At 61.4% G+C, this 18,072-nt stretch carries 14 protein-coding genes; 1 reads left to right on the top strand and 13 read right to left on the bottom strand.

What is annotated here, in order from left to right; translation table 11 throughout:
• Window positions 1-80: 80 nt before the first annotated feature.
• The gene (locus QUE89_RS01460) at window positions 81-806 is read left to right on the top strand and encodes a proteasome-type protease (RefSeq protein WP_286221530.1); all 726 of its coding nucleotides are present in this window, start codon (window positions 81-83) and stop codon (window positions 804-806) included.
• 5 nt (window positions 807-811) lie between these two features.
• On the opposite strand, the gene QUE89_RS01455 is transcribed toward QUE89_RS01460, so the two are convergent.
• The 13 genes from QUE89_RS01455 to QUE89_RS01395 form a co-directional block, all read right to left on the bottom strand.
• Window positions 812-1,861: a lipocalin-like domain-containing protein gene (locus tag QUE89_RS01455; protein ID WP_286221529.1), complete on the bottom strand. Its 1,050-nt coding sequence runs from the start codon at window positions 1,859-1,861 to the stop codon at window positions 812-814.
• 68 nt (window positions 1,862-1,929) lie between these two features.
• Window positions 1,930-4,233, bottom strand: coding sequence for an FtsX-like permease family protein (locus QUE89_RS01450; RefSeq protein WP_286221528.1), 2,304 nt, complete (start codon window positions 4,231-4,233; stop codon window positions 1,930-1,932).
• Window positions 4,233-4,976, bottom strand: coding sequence for an ABC transporter ATP-binding protein (locus tag QUE89_RS01445; protein WP_286221527.1), 744 nt, complete (start codon window positions 4,974-4,976; stop codon window positions 4,233-4,235). Before QUE89_RS01445 ends, QUE89_RS01450 begins: the two co-directional genes overlap by 1 nt.
• Before the next feature lie 35 nt (window positions 4,977-5,011).
• Entirely contained in the window at window positions 5,012-8,176 is a 3,165-nt protein-coding gene (locus QUE89_RS01440) for an efflux RND transporter permease subunit (protein WP_286221526.1), read from the bottom strand.
• Window positions 8,173-9,432, bottom strand: coding sequence for an efflux RND transporter periplasmic adaptor subunit (locus QUE89_RS01435; protein ID WP_286221525.1), 1,260 nt, complete (start codon window positions 9,430-9,432; stop codon window positions 8,173-8,175). The genes QUE89_RS01440 and QUE89_RS01435 overlap by 4 nt, the downstream gene beginning before the upstream one ends.
• A 160-nt stretch (window positions 9,433-9,592) precedes the next feature.
• Window positions 9,593-10,252: an energy-coupling factor ABC transporter permease gene (locus tag QUE89_RS01430; RefSeq protein ID WP_286221524.1), complete on the bottom strand. Its 660-nt coding sequence runs from the start codon at window positions 10,250-10,252 to the stop codon at window positions 9,593-9,595.
• An 84-nt stretch (window positions 10,253-10,336) separates the two neighbouring features.
• Window positions 10,337-12,070, bottom strand: a complete 1,734-nt coding sequence (locus tag QUE89_RS01425) for a SulP family inorganic anion transporter (protein ID WP_286221523.1) — start codon at window positions 12,068-12,070, stop codon at window positions 10,337-10,339.
• A gap of 7 nt (window positions 12,071-12,077) precedes the next feature.
• Window positions 12,078-12,944, bottom strand: a complete 867-nt coding sequence (locus tag QUE89_RS01420) for an MBL fold metallo-hydrolase (protein WP_286221522.1) — start codon at window positions 12,942-12,944, stop codon at window positions 12,078-12,080.
• A gap of 77 nt (window positions 12,945-13,021) precedes the next feature.
• Window positions 13,022-14,542, bottom strand: coding sequence for a sensor domain-containing diguanylate cyclase (locus QUE89_RS01415; RefSeq protein ID WP_286221521.1), 1,521 nt, complete (start codon window positions 14,540-14,542; stop codon window positions 13,022-13,024).
• 132 nt (window positions 14,543-14,674) lie between these two features.
• On the bottom strand, window positions 14,675-15,343 hold the full coding sequence (locus tag QUE89_RS01410; RefSeq protein ID WP_286221520.1) for a DNA-3-methyladenine glycosylase I: 669 nt from the start codon (window positions 15,341-15,343) through the stop codon (window positions 14,675-14,677).
• A 38-nt stretch (window positions 15,344-15,381) separates the two neighbouring features.
• Complete coding sequence (locus tag QUE89_RS01405) at window positions 15,382-16,149, bottom strand: ABC transporter ATP-binding protein (protein ID WP_286221519.1); 768 nt, start codon at window positions 16,147-16,149, stop codon at window positions 15,382-15,384.
• Between the two features lie 3 nt (window positions 16,150-16,152).
• A complete protein-coding gene (locus tag QUE89_RS01400; RefSeq protein ID WP_286221518.1) occupies window positions 16,153-17,127 on the bottom strand; it encodes a FecCD family ABC transporter permease in 975 nt (324 codons plus the stop codon).
• On the bottom strand, window positions 17,114-18,055 hold the full coding sequence (locus tag QUE89_RS01395) for a cobalamin-binding protein (protein ID WP_286221517.1): 942 nt from the start codon (window positions 18,053-18,055) through the stop codon (window positions 17,114-17,116). Before QUE89_RS01395 ends, QUE89_RS01400 begins: the two co-directional genes overlap by 14 nt.
• Window positions 18,056-18,072: the final 17 nt, after the last annotated feature.

The raw sequence follows: 18,072 nt of genomic DNA, 5'->3' as shown, positions 1-18,072 counted from the left end.
AAACGCACAATAAAGCGCTCACGTTCCGACGGGATTCGTTTTAGACTACGCGCATTATTGGAGCCTGGCAGGAGGGCTTTATGACTTATTGCGTAGCGATGCGACTGGCCGACGGGCTGGTGTTTGCCTCGGATTCCCGAACCAACGCCGGTTTCGACCAGATCTCGACCTTCCGTAAGATGCATGTCTTCGACAAGCCGGGCGAACGTGAGCTGGTGTTGCTGTCCGCCGGCAACCTGGCCACCAGCCAGAGTGTCATCAGCCTGCTGGAGCGCCGCGCGGGCACCGACACCACCAACGTGCTCAACACCACTACCATGTTTGAGACCGCCGAAATCGTGGGCCAGACCATGCGCGAAGTGATTCGCCGGGACAACCCGGACGGCAAGCTGAGCCATGTGGATTTCAGCTGCTCGCTGATTCTCGGGGGCCAGATCAAAGGCGAGGCACCGCGCCTGTTCAACGTCTACCCGGAAGGCAACTTCATTGAGGCCACCGAGGAGACACCCTACTTCCAGATTGGCGAATCCAAGTACGGCAAACCGATCCTCGACCGGATCGTGAACTACCGGACACCGCTGGACCGGGCTTATCAGTGCGCCCTGATCTCGTTCGACTCCACCATGAAGAGCAACCTGTCCGTGGGAATGCCCCTGGACATCGCGATCTATCGCAAAGACGCCCTCGAGCCCTGTCTGATGGAGCGGGTTGAGGACCAGTGTGAATACTTCCACAGCTTGCGGCAGCAGTGGCATAACGGCATTCAGGAGCTTTTCTCCAGTCTGGAACCACCAGCGATCAGCTGAACAACCTACTCCACCTCATACCCGGTCAGCTCCATGTAGCCCTCCCCGTAGTGACTGCCGCTGACGCTGACCGGACTTTCCCAGTACGGATATTGGCCCTCGTTAAGGTATTCCCCGGGCGGCGCGGCAATGTCCAGATCGACGCCGTACTGCGGTATTTGCAGCCGCCAGCGGGTTGGCGTCGCCTCGCTCTCAGTTACCGGGGTCAGAATCAGCTCATCGGCACTCAGTGCCATCGCCTCCCCTGCATCGGTAATCCAGGTACCGGAGACAAACGCGCCGCCCTCCTCCCGCAACCGGAACGCCATCAGCTTGTCGCCGGAATCCAGGTGCAGGGCAAACCAGTCCCAACCCTGCTGCCCGGTTTTTAGCAGCTGACTGCTCCACTCGCGATCGAACCAGCCCTTGCCCCGGACTTTCTGAGTTTCGCCATCGATGGTGACTGTACCGGCAATGGCAATATCCACCAGGCTGAAATACATCGAACCCTCACCACTGGCGGACTTGGTACTGAAGCCCCGGTCACCGTGCGCCACCGGCGGGCCCTTGAGCCGCAAAGACAGATCGTATGACCAGTTGTCGGCCGACACCCGCAACCGCCAGGAGCCAGACTCACCAGTACTGGTCAGCCGCCAGTCATCAAGCCAGACCTCGAACGGTTGTGCCGTGGCACCGGAGTGACCAACGTCGGCCCGGGCCAGCCGCTCGGCAAAATGATGCTGACCACGCCAGCTGAGCGCACCGTGAGCCATCCACGCCGCCTGCAATGGCCACTGGGACGGCGCCGGCGGTGTCGCATCCGCAGGCCTCGGGGTCAGGGCCTGGCGAAACTGCGTCCATTGCAGGCCCAGCGGCTCACCCGCCTGGTTTTCGAGATTGGCAGTCAGGTACCACCACTCGATGCGGTGCTGGGGGTGGGGTCCGAAATCCTCCGGGAAGTTGAGCCGGTCGCCCGGGCCAGGCTGCAGGAAAGGTACGTCGGTGCCTGCCTGTTGCGATTCGGCAAGCCCGGCAAAGCCGCTGTCCTCGGACTCCCCAGAACAGCCAACAACCAAAAAAAGACACGAAAATGACGCCAATATCCGAAAAAAGGCCGGAAATCCAAGCGAACGCACACGAAACGTCACCGATCACCTCCAGCCAGGCTACTGGCGGAAGCCGGCATGGTAGCCGGCTGCTGGAGCTGACGGCGCATCAGCGCGGCGATACTCAGGCCAATCACCAGGCTGAGGCCGATCAGTTCTACCCAGAACTCCGGATACACGGCCATCGGCAGTGACCAGCCAAAGGCCAAGGGGTTGATCCGGTGCACGAGTACCCAGGTCAGCCAGATCCCCAGCGGCAGCGCCAACACCGCAATGCCAACAGTCAGACTGATGGCAAGGCGCACCATCTGGCCGGCCACCTCCCGGTCGCGCAGGCCCCACACCGCCAATAGCCGGTAGTACCAGACCCGGGTTGAGAAGAACACCCAGCCCATGATCAACAAGGCGGCGGCCGCCAGGATCAAAGTCAGCACGGTCATGGCGCGAGTCAGCAGGAACGTCTGGTCGAACACGGTATCCGCCAGCTCCCGAATCCGCTCATTGTTCCGCACCGTCACCGTCTCCACCTGCCATACCTGCTGCAGCCCCGATACCACGGTTGCCATGTCCAGAGTGCCCGGATTGATAGACAGGCTCTCGAATCCGGGTTTGAACGCCGCCGGCAACAGCCCGGCATTGAGCAGCACCTCACCAGCCGGACGACCATAGTCGGGATAGATGGCCAAAACGGGCAATGACAGGACTTCATCGGCCACTGTCAGGTTCAAGGTTTCACCCACCGCCAGCTCCTGCCGGCGCGCCAGCTGTTCATTGATCATGATGCCCTCGCCCCGGGCAAAGGCCTGCCAGGGCTGGTCTGCAGCTGCCTGCAGACGCCACTGGGTCAGCAGCCGGCCTACAGGCGCCACGGCCAACAGGTCGACACTCTGTCCCGGCTGAAACTCCAATTCCTGCTCGGCACCTGGCACCGTCAGCTCCGCCTTGCCCCTCACCACTCGCTGCCAATCGCCGCTTGCGGCCAGCTCAGGCTCGTCCGCCAACCAGTCGACGGCGGCTCCGGTCTCGGCACCCGCAGGCACCTCGACAAAAAAGTCGGCCGCCAGCCGTTGGGACAGCCACTCATCAAAAGTGGCTTCAAACACCGTCACCAATGCCTGCACTGCCAACACCATGGCCAGCGCAAACTGCAGTGCCACCAGCGGCAATGCCAAGCGCCGGGCCAAAACACCAAATTCGGCGAAGTGCCAGCGTTTAAGCGGGTCCGGCGCAGCCCGGGCAAGGCGCCGGGCCAAACCGGACATCAGCATCGGAGCCAGCAACCCAGCGCCGACGAACACCAGGGCAACGGCGAGAAACACCAACACCAACGACGAGGCCACTAGAGCCAGCACCAACCCGAGCAACAGAGCCCCCAGGGCCAGGGACCGTTGCTGCCCGGCCAGGAGCGTTACCGGCGCCCGCGAAACCGGTCGGATCAGATCAATCAGGCAGACCACCATCACCACCGCCATCATGGTCAGAACCGACCATAGCCAGCTCGCCTCCTGACCGGCGTACAGCGGCGCATCGAACAGATTATCCAGGGCCTGGCCGAATCCGCTGCCCAGAAGCCCTGCCAGCAACCGCCCTAATGCCACACCCGGTATCACACAGAGCCCGGCCAGTAGGGCCATTTCAAGTACCAGCAAGCGATTGACCGACACTGGCGGCACGCCGAACCGGTGCAACAACGCGAAACTGTCCCGGCGCTGAGCCAGCCCAAGCTGATACACGCTGCGCAACAGCAAGGCCGTGATCAACAGCACCAGCACGCCGAGGGCATCCAGATTCAGCAGGAAGCTCTCACCCAACTCTCCGGTATCGGGGCCAAGGCTGAACCGGGTCAGGCGATAACCCTCGGGCAAAGCAGCCTCGGTGACCTGCTCCGCCACCAGCAGCGTCAACTCGGCAGACCGATCGTCGGGGCCGGTAGTCAGGGCTGCGGCATCGCGAATATCCAGGAAGGGTTTGCCGTTCAGGGGTTGATTCCAGGCTTGCGCCGCTTCGCCGGCACCGGAAAAACAACTCGCCGCCAGCCCATCCACGCCCACCACCCGGCCCTGGGCATCCGGGCGCTGAACCTCAAGCCAGGGCATGACGCAGACACCGGCCCGGCGCAGGGTCACGAAATCAGCTACCGCAATCGACTCTCCGTCCAAACGAACCACTTGCCGGCGCTCCGCTACTGCCTGCTCACTTTGACCGAGACTGGCCCTGGCCTGATAGGTGAGATGACTAACCCCGGTCCACAACATGGTGGCGACCACAATCATGATCGCCAGGGCGAGCAACTGCAGCGGGTGACGCCGGTAATGACTGAACAATGCCGCGAACAGTGTCATCACTGGGGCCGGTCAGCAGGCGCGGAGCTGGTAGAAAGCATGGAGGATGCAGAAGGCGCAGAGGAGCTGGACAGGTGCGCCAGATCCAGGCGCTGGCCACACCGGGCCGCCAGTTCGGCATCGTGGGTGGCGAGAATCAGGGCGCAACCGTGTTCAGCCTGAAGCCGGAACAGTTCATCGGCAACGTCATCCGCGGTGTGTCGGTCGAGGCTGCCGGTCGGTTCATCCGCCAGGATCAGCGCCGGTTGCATGGCAAACACCATCGCCAGGGCCGCACGCTGGCGCTGACCGCCTGAGACCTGATCCGGAAACCGGTCGCCCAGGGTGCCGATGCCCAGGCGTTCAAGCCAGGCCAAACAGCCCTGATCGTCCTGACCAGCCAGCCGGGCCCTCAACCGTACGTTGTCGAGCAACGACATCGCTGGCATCAGGTTGGCGTCCTGGAAGACGACACCGATGCGCTGGCGCCGCAGATCGGCCCAGCACCGGGCCTGTGCTCGTTGGTCAGAAGCCTGGCCGCCGTCAAAGCGTTGCCCGTCAATATCGATCACACCGGCGTCCGGGTACTCCAGGCCACAGAGCATATTCAACAAGGTGCTTTTCCCGGAACCAGACCGACCCATTACCGCCATGGACTGGCCCTGGTTCAAGGTTAAGGCCAGGTCCGCCAGCACAGGGATCTGCTCGCTGCCGCTCTGAAAACCCTTGGCCAGTCCGTGAACCGTCAGCAAAGCTTGTCCCATCGAAAATCTGCCCTTATTCGTCAACTCCTATCCCTTTATTCGTCCACTCCTATCAAAGGAGCGTGTTCACCGTGTCGTTGGGCCCGCCATTCCCTGAACTGCTCGAGCCAGGACAGCAGGGCCGGTATCACCAGCAGCACCAGCAGTGTCGACAACCCGAGCCCGAACGCGATTGACGTCGCCATGGGGATCAGGAATTGCGCCTGCAGCGAGGTTTCAAACAACAGAGGCAACAGGCCACCGATAGTGGTCAGCGAGGTCAGCATTACCGCCCGCACCCGTTGCACCGCGGCCTCGTTCAGGGCTTCGGTGATGTCGAGGCCCTTTTTTCGCTGCTGGTTATAGAAAGCTACGAGGATGATGGCGTTATTGACCACTATTCCGGACAAACCAAACAACCCGAACAGGGACAGAATGGTGAGCTGGAGCCCCATCAGCCAATGCCCGATGAGGGCTCCGACCAAGGCAAAGGGGATAATCGCCATGACAATGACCGGAAGACTCCAGGACGCAAACACCCAGACCAGCACCACGTACATCAGGCCGAGGCCAATGATCAGACCGGTCTGCATGTCGGCCAGTGTTTCGCGCTGGTCGGCGGCCCGGCCTTCGAAGCTGTAGCGCACGTTATAGCTGCTGGCGATTTCCGGCAGGACCTCGGCCTGCAGGCTGTTGAGAATCTGGTCGGTGGTGCTGACCTGGGTATTCAGCCCGGAGCTCACCTCCACCGCCAGCTTGCCGTCAGCATGGCGGAGGGCTTCGAAGCCCTGCCGGTGATCCAGATTCATAACCTGGCTCAGTGGAACAAAGCGGCCATCCAGCACTCTTACAGTCATCTTTGACAAGGTGGAGAGTCGCTCGCGCTGATCCTGGGGCAACTGTACCCGCACTTCCACTTCGTCCCGTCCATCCTGATAGATCTGGGCAATACGGCCATCAAAGGCGGCCCGCAATTGTCGGCCCAGATCGGAGGTGGTCAGGCCGAGGGCCTCGCCATAGGCGCTCACCTGGTAGATCAGCTGTTCCCGCCCCCAGGGCATGTCGTCTTCCACGTCGAGCACACCCGGAAGGGTCGACAGCGCCTGGGACAGGGCTTCGGCGGCAGCTTTCAGGGATTCGGCATCATCGCCGGTCAGGCGCACGTTGACATCCCGGCCCGGTGGTCCGGCTTGCCGCTCGGAAATACTCAGGTTTTCCAGCCCCGCAGGCAGCGCCAGGCGGCTGCGCCATTCGTTAATGAACTCGGGATTGCGAACCAGGCGCCGGTCTGAAGGTGCCAGCTCTATGAACATGGCGCCGAGCTCCTCACCAGTACGTGACCGCCCTCCGGCCCCCAGGGTTGCGCCCTCGCGGGTAATAGCGTGCAGGATCAGATCGCCGCCGAGGGCCTCCTCGGTTTCGTCCAGGCTTCGTCGCATGTCCTCCAGAAACCGGTCCACCGTGCGCTCATCGGTTCCGGCCACAAAGCTGGCGTTGGCGTAAAAAATCGAGGGCTCGGGCGTCGGGAAAAAATTGAAGCCAAGCCGGCCACCGGCCAGCAAACCGACCGTAAGCAGGGCCAATGCGACCGCACTTGCCAGGGTTACGCCCCGGTGCTTCAGGCTGAGCAGGGAAAACCGGCGAAACCGGCCTTCGCGGAACTGATCGAACTTCGTCTCAAAACCCGAACGCAGGCGCGCTACAGGATTTCGGCTAACGGACGCGGGCTGTTTTTCACCACCGGAGCGACCGCGGGGCACGAAGGCGTGGCGCAGGTGCGCGGGCAGCACAATAAAGCACTCCAGAAGCGAAGCCACCAGCACGCAGATCATCACCGTGGGGATATCGCCCAGGATATTACCAATCACACCGCCCACGACCAGCAACGGCATGAACGCGGCCACGGTGGTCAGCGACGACGCCAAAACCGGCCACACCATGCGCTTGGCGGCGCCCTCGGAGGCGTATATCGACTCTTCACCCATCCGCGCGTGGGCATCGGCGTCTTCGCCCACCACAATGGCATCGTCAACAATTACCCCCAGGGCCATGATCAGGGCAAACAGCGAAATCATATTGATGGAGCCGCCGATGCCCCACAGCACCGCCATGGACGCCAGGAACGCGGTGGGTATGCCAATCGCCACCCAGACGGCCACCCGGCCCGGCAGGAACAGGTACAACAGGCAGACCACCAGCACCAAACCGCCAAGCCCGTTATTGACCAGCAGGGAAATACGATCGTTCAGCAGCTGCCAGGACTGGTCGTACACTTCCAGGGTCAGGGAGGGCGGCAGGGTCGGCCGGGTTTTTTCCAGCCAGTCATCCAGAACCTGAGCAGATTCCAGGGAATCGCCATTTTCGGCGCGCTGAAGTACCAGCTCCGCCGCCGGGTACCCGTTGCGACTCAGGGTCACCTGATTATCCCGGGCTTCCTGCCGGATAATGGCAATGTCCCCCAGCCTGAGCTGGATCCGCTCACCACTGAGTACCGTGACGTCCTCGAACGCCTGGGCAGACCGGCGCTGCTCCACCGCCCGCAACTCCCGGGTAGCATCCTGCTGCGCCATCATGCCGGCGGGCAGATCCCGGGAAATGGAAGCCACCCGGTCGGCAATCTGTTCCAGGGACAACCCCAGGGTCTCCAGGCGTTCAACCGGCACATCGATGCTGATCTGCTGCTCCGGCAGGCCGGAGATTTCAACCCGATCAATGCCCTGCTCCAGCAGCTCATCCTCAAACCGGTAACTCAAGTCCCGCAATTCGCTGCGATCGACATCTCCGTAAACCAGTAATCGCGCCACCGGCTCGTAACGTTCAATCCGGGTGACCTGAGGCTCTTCGGCATCTGCCGGCAGGTTGGTGAATTCGTCCACCTGCTGATTGACGTCGTCCAGCGCCTGCATGGGGTCCGTGCCCTCATGGAACTCCAGGGTGATGGAGGACACGCTCTGGGCCGAGGTGGAAGTCATCTTCTTGAGGCCGTCGATGCTGCGCAGCCGTTGCTCAAGAGGATCGGTAATACCCTGCTCGACGTCCTCAGCTGAGGCACCGCTCCAGACCACCCGGACGCTGACAATGTCGAGGGCAAAGGTCGGGAAAAACTGCATATTCATCCGGGTCAGCGCGAGCACGCCACCCAACAACATCACCAACATCACCAGATTGGCGGCAACCCGGTGATGCACAAAAAAACCGATCACCCCTCGGCGGCCTGTCATTCAGCAGCCTCCGCGCCCTTCTGTTCCGACCCTTCAGGGGCCACCGACTCAACCTTTAATCCGGTCATGGCATTGGGCAAGTGCGTGGTGATCAGCTTTGCACCCGGCTTGAGCTCTCCACCCGCTACCAGGAGCCGGCGCTCGCCGTTGTTCGACATGGCCTCGCCTATGCGCTCGACCCGAACCCGCTCCATACGCTGGTCCTGGTTCATCAGATAAACGGCATTGGCGCCATAAAGAGCGCTGAAAGGGATGGCAACGGTATCCGCACGTTCGGGCCGTTGCAGGTTAACCGGCAGCAACTCTCCGGGGCGCAAGCCGCCACCATTGCCCACCAGGGCCAGGATGGCTTCGGTGCCGGCCGCATCGGCGGTGCCGGCAAACCGGACCAGTTCAAACCGGTGCTCCCCGCCTTCACTGGTTGCCATCAGCGTGTCATTCCGGGACAGGGCGTCGAGCAGCTCTGCACGGAACATCGCCGGCACCCGCGCTCGCAGCTCAAGGTTCTTTGCCGGATAGAGCGACAGCAGAGGTTCGTTGCGGGCTACCAGATCCCCGGGTGCCACCTGGACACCGGTAACCACGCCATCGAACGGGGCGGTAAGCCGCGACCGCTTGGCATCCCGCTCGATGGTTGCCAGGTTGGCTTCGGCCTGGGCCAGCTTGGCTTCCAGACTCTGCAATCGGGACGGGTGTTCGTCGATAGCCCGCTGGCGCGTGCTGACCGTCAGCTCCGCCCGGGCCAAGGCGTCGGTAGCGGCTTCCAGGTTTTCCTGCGAGGCCAGATTACGGCCGACCAGAGACTTGGTGCGCTCCAGTTGCCGGGCCGCATTATCGCGAATCGCCTGCTCACTCTTGATCGCCGCCCGGTCATTGCGGTGCCGGACCTGCTCCGACTGGAGCTGGGCCTTGAGATCGGCCACTTGTGACTCCGCCTGGGTCAGCACCGGCCGGATATCGGCGTCATCCAGAGCCACCAGCAGATCCCCGGCCTGCACCCGCTCGCCTTCCGAAACAGGTCGTGCGTCAATCCGCCCGGCCAGTGTCGCGGTTACGTTCAGCTGCTCGGGCGCCGCAACCTGGCCATACAGGGGCAACAACGGCGTGTGGTTTCCCGGCTCAACAATCTGGGTGCTCACCCGCCAGCTGCGTTCCGTGGCGCTGACTTCGGCCGGTTCAGGACGGGTCATCTTGAGGGCGAGAAAACCAAGGACACCAAGGGCAAGGATGATCAGGGGAAAGAGTCTTTTGGGCATTACTTCATGGCCAGCTTAGGTAAATGGAGCCCGCCCATTTCGGGCGCTGTTCTTGTTAACAACGGGAGTAAACCACATTTTCTGGCGTTAGCGCATACCAGCCTGTTCAATGGCCTACTGAACCATGCGCGGGAGTGTAGTCGAGACCCTGCCCGTTCGCTTACCGATAGCGTCGCTGATCCAGGGTAGTGAGCCGATCCGGATGAAAAACCATCAATCCGGTAACAAAGGCACCGTTGGCAAACCCCTCGGGAATCATAAACAGCGGCAAATACCGCAGGTATTCATGGACCAGCTCGGACAAATCATAGACGCCACTGGACCAGAGCAGCAGGCACATCACAATGCCAGCCGCCGCTACCGCAATGCCGGCACCGAAAAAACCACACACGAAAATATAGGCGAAAAAGTTCTTAAAATTTTTGTGGCGCTCCCAAAGCATGATGCCATGACTGACTAACGCGGGAATCATAACGGTAATCAAGCCGTTGGCCGCAAACATCAGCAAGGGTTCGCGTCCAGTGATCACAGTAATGACCAGCGCCAGCAGGCCAGCCAGAACCGCCAGCGCCCAACCCAGCATGAGGGTAATCACCGTAATACCGAACACATGAATGGAGAGGCCGGGAGACAGCCCCGCCCGCAACTGCCAGAGAAATCCCAGCACTACCGCCGCACCGAAGAACGTGTGCTGCAGGGTGTTATCCCGGCGCACAGCCTGCCAGTCGATGGTGCGCACCGCCCGCGCCAGGATCAGCAGAAACAGCACCAGGGTGATGAGCCACTGGGTGGTCGAAAGCAGGTTTTCGGTCATACCCATAGTGCACGTGCCGTTATCTGAACACCGAAAGGAGAAATTACATAGTACCGGTCGGCCCTACCCATTGGGCAAGCACGCTGTCGGCTAGACAATAATACGCTGCGCTACCGACTGCCCGATCAGTCTCTGCCAGGCTTCAAAGGTGCTGAGGAAAACCTCACCACTCAAATTGGCCAGCAAATCCGTATCCCTGAGACGGTCCATCACCGGCCCTTTCACCTCCGACAGGTGCAGAGCGACGCCGGCATTTCGCAGGCGGTCGTTGATGGCTTCCAGGCTCTCCAGCGCCGAGGCGTCGATCAGATTTACCGCCGGGCAGACCAGCACCAGATGCTTCAACGCCGGCTCACCGGCCACCAGATCCATCACCCGCTCTTCCAGGAAACGGGCATTGGCAAAATACAGGCTTTCGTCCACCCGCAGAAAGGTCACCTTGGGACAAAGTTCAACATCGTGACGCAGCACGTTTCGGAAGTGTTCGGTTCCAGGCACCCGACCAACAACAGCACTGTGAGGCCGGCTGGTGCGGTAGAGAAACAGGCCGATGGACAATCCCACACCAGCCAGGATGCCAGCCTCAACGCTGTGCACGAGGGTCAGCAGGATGGTGGCCAGCATGGCGCCAAAATCGGGCCTGGAGTAGCGCCAGGTCCGCGCAAGCGCGGGCAGATCAATCAGGGTGGCAACCGCCACCATGATGGTTGCCGCCAGCGTCGCCTGGGGCAGATAGGCAATAGCCGGGGTCAGGTACAGGGTGGCCAGCGCAATCCCGACTGCCGTGAAGGCGCCAGCCGCGGGGGTTTCGGCGCCAGCGTCGAAGTTCACCACCGACCGGGAGAAGCCCCCGGTCACCGGCATGCCGCCGGACAGGCCAGCGCTGACATTGGCTGCGCCCAGCCCGATCAGTTCCTGATCCGGATCGATACGCTGACGACGCTTTGCAGCCAGGGTCTGGCCCACCGACACCGACTCCACAAAACCCACCACACTGATCAACAGGGCACTTACGGCCAGCTGCTGCCATAGACCCCAGTCGAGGCTGGGCAGACCCAGGGATGGCAAGCCTGCCGGCACCTGGCCAACCAGCTTTACACCCTGGGCACCGAGATTCAGCTGCCAGGCCAGCAACGTCGTTACCAGCACCGCCAGGATTGGCGCGGTCTTGGTCAGGATATCCGCCAGCCGGGGTGCCAGCCCGACGGCGCGCAACAGCGGATTCAGGCGTTGGCGAGCCAGCAGCAGGAACAGCAAAGCCCCGGCGCCAACGGCGACTGTCGCCCCATTGGTCTGGCCAATGGAACCCGCCAGGGAGGTCACGATTTCGAGCAGATTATGACCGGACGCCTCGACACCCAGAATGTGCTTGAGCTGACTCGCCGCGATAACAATCCCGGAGGCGGTGATGAAACCGGAAATCACCGGGTGGCTCAGAAAATTGGCCATAAAGCCGAGCCGAAGCAGGCCCATGGCCATGAGCATCAACCCGGACAGCGTTGCCAGCACCACCGCGCCAATGAGGTACTCCGACGTTCCGGCCTGGGCCAGCGGCGCCAGCGCTGCCGCCGTCATCAGGGATGCCACCGCCACCGGCCCAACCGAGAGCGTGCGACTGGTGCCGAACACCGCATACACCACCAAGGGCAGGATACTGGCGTACAGCCCCACCTGGGGCGGCAAGCCCGCGAGCAACGCGTAAGCCAGCGACTGGGGAATCAGCATCACGGTGACAATGACCGCGGCGACCAGATCACTGGCGACCTGACTACGGCCATAGCCGGGCAGCCAGTCCAGAAGGGGCAAGTAGTGTTTGACGTTCATTGCCGCCTCAGAACCGGTTGATAGGCACTTTCAGATAAACCTGGTCATTGTCCTCCGCCGGTGGAAACTGCCCGGCGCGCATGTTGACCTGCACTGCGGGCAGTATCAGCCTCGGCATGCCGAGGGTGGCGTCGCGCTCGGTGCGCAGAGTGACAAACTCATCCTCAGACACGCCATCGTGCACGTGAATGTTGTTGTTGCGTTGTTCCGCCACGGAGGTCATCGGGGCGTAGTCATCCCGGCCAGGGGCCTTGTAGTCGTGGCACAGAAACAGCCGGGTCTCCGGCGGCAGTGCCAGCACTTTCTGAATGGAGCGGTACAGGGTGCGGGCGTCGCCGCCGGGGAAATCACACCGGGCAGTGCCGTAATCGGGCATGAACAGGGTGTCGCCAACGAAAGCCGCGTCACCGATAACGTAGGTAAGACACGCTGGCGTGTGACCGGGCGTGTGCAGAACGCAAGCCTCCAGCCCGCCAATCCGGAAGCGATCGCCTTCCTGGAAAAGCCGGTCGAATTGGCTGCCATCACGGGCAAAGTCGCCGCCCGCATTGAAAGCCTTGCCAAAGATCTCCTGGACATCGCGAATGTGTAGGCCGATGCCAGTCTTGCCGCCCAGTTGTTTTTTCAGGTGCGGCGCAGCCGACAGATGGTCGGCATGGACATGGGTTTCCAGAACCCACTCCACCGTCAGGTCATGGTTGTGCACATAGGCCACAATGTCATTGGCGGAGTCCACGGCGGTGCGACCGGCGGCGTAATCGAAGTCGAGTACCGAATCCAGAATTGCACAGGCCTGGCTGTCCGGATCGCGAACCACATAGCTGAACGTGTTGGTGGCTTCGTCGAAAAACGGCTGGACGATGGGATTACTCATGGCGTTCACCTTTGCCTGAAATCTCTAATTGATTATAAGCATATAGCATTTAGAGATATAAGGTGAAGTACAGCTTCCTACAGACCAAGCGGGCCGGAAACATCGAACGCACAATCACGGCCCGACTGTTTAGCAAGGTACAGGCGATGGTCGGCCCGGCCGATCACCGCGTCGACCGAAATCATCCGATCGTCCCGCTCCCGGACCGAGGCAACCCCGGCGCTTACCGTGACCGGGATCGAGCGCCCCTCGAAGACGAAACTGCCATGGCGCACCGCCGCCAGAATCCGACCAATCATCTGCTTGACGGCCCCCTGCTCGGCGCCCGGAAATACCACCATGAATTCCTCGCCGCCGAACCGCGCCACCACGTCGGTGGAACGGATCAAATCCTCCAGAATGTCAGCAAACCGGCGCAGGACAAAGTCGCCACCGAGATGACCAACGGAGTCATTGATCTTCTTGAAATAGTCGATATCCAGCATGGCGATGGTGAAATTTTCGTCGTACCTCTCGGCTCGTTCCACCAGCTCACTGAGCCGCGGCATCAAGTAACGGCGGTTGTGCAGGCCGGTCATCGGATCCCGGATCGACTGGTTCAACAATTGTTCCTCAAGCAAGTTCCGCTCCAGGGCACCTGACAACAGACTTGAGACGATGATCAGCAGATCGTGCAGATCCCGGCGCCACTCCCGCGGGGCCAGTGAATCGAGACCAAGGAACCCAACCACGTCACCCCGAGCCCGCACTGGCACACAGAATACCGACGCGGTGTCGGAGGAGGAGGATTCAGCCTCGGATTGAAGCACAGCAACGTCGGGCGGCGCGTCGGAGACATCCTGAACGTGGGCAACCTGATTGCTATTCACCATCTCCAGAAGCTGTTTTCGCCAGCACTGAAAGGCATCGATAGATACGGTCTGGTCTTCATCCACCAGCGAGGGCACGCCCTCCCGGCACCATTGATGGGTTTTGGTGATCTTGGTGTAGTCCTCGCTGAAGGCGTAGAGATAAGCCCGATCCATGGAAAAGAACTCACCCACGCTCTTGAGCAGCTCATCAATGCACTCGTCAATAGTGCCAAAGCCCAAGTTAATGAACTCTGTCGACAGACGAGCCACCAAACGTTGAAATCCGGCTTGAAACGAATACTCCGACTCACTCTCACGCAGCTCCTGTTCCAGCTCCTTATAGTGCTGGATATTGTAAAACTGGCCATACCAGAGCGTGCTGCCATCGGGCTCTCGGATTGGGTGGGACAGCTCTTCGAACCATTGATAGCCGTTATCAATCAGGTGCAGGCGGGCCCGGCATTGAAAGGGTCCCAGAGTACGGGCCGATTCCCGGATACTCTGTTCCAGGCCTTCGATGTCATCCGGGTGGATGATGTCGAATAATGGTTCAGCGCTCTGCTTCAATACCTCGGGATCGATGCCAAACAATTGCAGGCTGTGATTGCTGACGTAGGGAAACGCATGGGACTTGCCATCGGTGCTGAGCCGATAAGCGAAAAGTATGCCCGGCACCGCTGACGCCAGCTTGTGAAAGAATTCTGCGGACGGGGGTGATGCCGGTGGTTGAGACTTCCTTTTCGCCATGGCGAATAACTTCCCTTACCGGGGCTGTTCGCCCCCTTCAGGAAAAGTGTAGTTCACCTCAATGGGCCCGGCGAGAGTTACCGATCCGAATCGCCGGCAGTATCCAAGCCCGCACTAGGGCTGCAGGCAGACCTAGTTCTCGACGGTGCAGGACAGAATTTTGGACAGGTGACTGTACGGCAGGCCGGTTTCCTGATGCCAGCGGTTAAACGCCTCCTGGGCCTGGGTCAGTGCTTTCTTGCTGCCAGGAGTGGCGTCGAGCAGTTCTTCCCGACGCAGACCGGCAAGTACATCCCGGGACAGAATGAAGCCGTCCCAGCCGACATTGCGCAGAAAGTACTGGGCGGTCGCGCCTCCCAGCCGGGCACCATTGCGCTTCAGCCACAGCAGCAAGCCGACCTGATCCTCTGATGGCCACTGGCTGAGAAAGGCACCAAAGCTGCCGTGCTCCCGGGCAGCATCGACGATCATGCGGGCATTGTCCGGCACAGTGCGAATTTTCTGCATGTTTCGAACGATCCGCACGTCCTGGGCCAGGTCTTCCAGCACCTCTGGCGGAACCTGCTGCCAGTATATGGGAACAAACCCGTCGAAGGCCGCCTCGAAATCAGGCCATTTCCGGTTGATCACCCGCCAGACAAAGCCAGCTTTGAAGATGCATCGGGTTATCTCCGACAGGTACCGGTCGTCGTCCAGCGCCGCCAATTGACCAGGCTCAGCCAGGGACGGCAGCAGGGCCTGCAGCGCTTGTTCACCGCCCTTGCGGTCCGCGGCCTGCTGATAGATTCTCGCAAAGCTCATTGCTTGTCTCCGAATACGATCTGGAACGGTCGGCCCGATTACCTGGCCGGCACAAACACCGGCGCGCCGTCAGCCTCTACTGTCACCAGTTTCTGTCCGTACAGCTGTTCCAGCGCCGCCGGCACCAGCATGTTCTGCGCCGGCCCCCAGCAAGCTTCGCCGCCGGGGTATAGCAGTAACAGATGATCACACCAGCGCGCAGCCAGATTTAGATCGTGCAGGCACATGAAGACGGCATGCCCGGCAGCAGCCTGCCCGGTCAGCAGGCCCATGGTCGCAACCTGGTGGTGCAGGTCCAGATGATTAGTGGGCTCGTCCAGCAGCCAGAGTCCGGGCGCCTGAGTCATCAGAGTAGCAATAGCAACGCGCTGGCGCTCCCCACCGGACAGAGTGTGTACCAGCCGATCCCGGAGGTGGATCACGTCGAGGGCTAACAGCGCCTGCTCGGCCAACTCCAGATCAGCCCGGCTTTCCATTTGCCAGGGCAACATCCAGGGATGGCGGCCAATCAGCGCTGTTTCCAGGACCGTCGCCGGGAAACCATCCTGGCGATCCTGGAACACCAGGCCAAGGTGCCGCGCCAGCTGCTTGCGCTTCATGCCGGTCACGGGCTGCTCGTCCAGCAACACCTTTCCGGCCCTGGGCTGGCGCAGGCCGGCCAGGGTGTGTAACAAGGTGGTCTTGCCTACACCGTTGGGGCCGAGCACGCCCCACACCTGCCCCGGCTCGACACACAGATTCAGCGGCTGTCCCGATGGCCGGCCGGGAATGTCGATGATCAATTCGCTGGTGCTCAGGCCTGTCATGAGTTATCGGCTCCGATACAACAAGTAGAGGAACGTAGGCACACCTACCAGCGCCGTGATTACACCTACCGGCAGTTGTTCCGGCGCAATCACCACCCGCGCCAGGGCATCGGCCAACACCAGCAGGCCACCACCGGCGAGCGCGCAGGCCGGGAGGATCAACCGTTGATCGTTGCCCAGCACCAACCTCAGCATGTGCGGCACCACCAGGCCAACAAAGCCAACACTGCCGGCCATGGTTACGGCTGTTGCCGTGAGAATGCTTGCCAGCAGATAAATCAGCCATTCCAGAGGCCGCACCGACACCCCCAGGGCGGCAGCCTGCATCGGTCCCCGAGCCAGCACGTTCAGCGAACGCCCCAGAGGAAACACCAGCAGGCAGACCAACACCAGAATGATCAGCGCCGGCCCAGGTGTACCTGCATGAGACAAATCGCCCATCAACCAGTAGAGCATGCCCGGCAACCGGCTCGCCGGTGTCATCGCGAGAATCAGGGTAATCAGGGCGCCCCAGCCGGAGGCCATTACTACCCCGGTGAGCAAGAGTCTGGAGGGCGTCCAGCTGCCTGTGCCATGAGCCAGCCCAAACACCAGCAGGGTGGCCAACATGGCACCGGCAAACGCCGAACCGGAAACCACAAAACCGGCGACACCCGCCAGCATGGCCAGCAAAGCACCAACCGCTGCGCCGCCGGACAGCCCGAGCACGTAGGGATCTGCCAGGGGATTGCGCAACAAAACCTGCATCAGGGCGCCGGCCACGGCGAGCAAGCCGCCGGTCGCAAACGCACTGAGAGTGCGCGGCAAGCGCAGATCCAGGATCAGGGTCTGTTGAAGCTCGGTACCGCCACCGGCCAGCACCGCCAGAGTCTGGCCCAGCTCCATGGCACTGGAGCCGATACTGACGGAGACCACCATCGCCAAAACACTGATCAGGGCGAGCACAATCAGCGGGCGCAAAGTGCTAGAGAGTGGCACGGGCACGCTCCAGGGTTTCGCACAGGTGGCGGGTGCCATCCAGCATGCGGAAGGTTGGCCGCGCCAGCAGTGACGGCGGCTCGATAAACAAATTATTGCTCTTCACCGCCGCCAACTCCGGAAACTGCTGCCAGCGAGCCAGTCCCGACAGGTCGCTGCTATCCTCGCCTGAAGTCACAATGGCCTCAGGGTTAGCCACCACCACAGCCTCAGCACTGATCCTTGGCACCAGTCGGGGCAAATCGGCGAATACATTCACGCCACCACAGAGAGTGATGGCTTTGCTGATCAGCTCTTCACGGTTCACAGTCATTAGCGGCTGATCCCAGATCTGGAAGAACACCCGGATTGGAGGGGCAGCGGCATACTCCGTCTGAAGTTCCGACAGCCCTTCGCGAAAATTGGCCGCACGCTGCCGACCCACCTCCGGTTGCCCGGTGAGCAGGGCCAGCTGTTCCACCGCCTGTGCGATCTCTTCGAAACGACGGGGAGCCAGCCAGAATACGTTGATGCCAATAGCGCTCAGCTTCTCCAGCTGGGCCCGGGAATTGCCATCGATCCAGGCCACCACCAGATCTGGTGACAACGCGACAATGGTTTCCAGATCAAGCCGGTTGCTATCGCCGACCTGGGGAAACGCCTCCGCCTGGGGCGGATAATCACTCCAGGCACTGACCGCCACCACCCGGTCACCCGCGCCGGCACTGAACAACAATTCGGTGGCGCCGGGAGACAGCGACACCACACGTTCGGCCGGACTGGCCAGGCACAGCTTCTGATCCAGCGCGTCGTTAACGCAGACCTCAGGCTGAGCCGAGACCCGGCCTGCCAGCAGCACCAGAGCCATTAACACTGTTAACAACAGGCCCGCATGCACGGCTCTGGTAACGCTACCCAACGCTGCCTGCCGGTATCCCGGTGTCTCCATTCTGGCTCCCGCCGCGC

Origin of the sequence: Marinobacter sp. LA51 (assembly GCF_030297175.1) — a bacterium.
GTDB lineage: Bacteria > Pseudomonadota > Gammaproteobacteria > Pseudomonadales > Oleiphilaceae > Marinobacter > Marinobacter apostichopi.
Note: the sequence above shows the minus strand (reverse complement) of the source record. Positions and strands in the feature narration are given on the sequence as shown.

Coding starts and splice junctions, on each gene's coding strand:
- QUE89_RS01460 (WP_286221530.1), top strand. CDS start 81: ATGACTTATTGCGTAGCGATGCGACTGGCCGACGGGCTGGTGTTTGCC.
- QUE89_RS01450 (WP_286221528.1), bottom strand. CDS start 4,233: ATGACACTGTTCGCGGCATTGTTCAGTCATTACCGGCGTCACCCGCTG.
- QUE89_RS01445 (WP_286221527.1), bottom strand. CDS start 4,976: ATGGGACAAGCTTTGCTGACGGTTCACGGACTGGCCAAGGGTTTTCAG.
- QUE89_RS01440 (WP_286221526.1), bottom strand. CDS start 8,176: ATGACAGGCCGCCGAGGGGTGATCGGTTTTTTTGTGCATCACCGGGTT.
- QUE89_RS01435 (WP_286221525.1), bottom strand. CDS start 9,432: ATGCCCAAAAGACTCTTTCCCCTGATCATCCTTGCCCTTGGTGTCCTT.
- QUE89_RS01430 (WP_286221524.1), bottom strand. CDS start 10,252: ATGGGTATGACCGAAAACCTGCTTTCGACCACCCAGTGGCTCATCACC.
- QUE89_RS01425 (WP_286221523.1), bottom strand. CDS start 12,070: ATGAACGTCAAACACTACTTGCCCCTTCTGGACTGGCTGCCCGGCTAT.
- QUE89_RS01420 (WP_286221522.1), bottom strand. CDS start 12,944: ATGAGTAATCCCATCGTCCAGCCGTTTTTCGACGAAGCCACCAACACG.
- QUE89_RS01415 (WP_286221521.1), bottom strand. CDS start 14,542: ATGGCGAAAAGGAAGTCTCAACCACCGGCATCACCCCCGTCCGCAGAA.
- QUE89_RS01410 (WP_286221520.1), bottom strand. CDS start 15,343: ATGAGCTTTGCGAGAATCTATCAGCAGGCCGCGGACCGCAAGGGCGGT.
- QUE89_RS01405 (WP_286221519.1), bottom strand. CDS start 16,149: ATGACAGGCCTGAGCACCAGCGAATTGATCATCGACATTCCCGGCCGG.
- QUE89_RS01395 (WP_286221517.1), bottom strand. CDS start 18,055: ATGGAGACACCGGGATACCGGCAGGCAGCGTTGGGTAGCGTTACCAGA.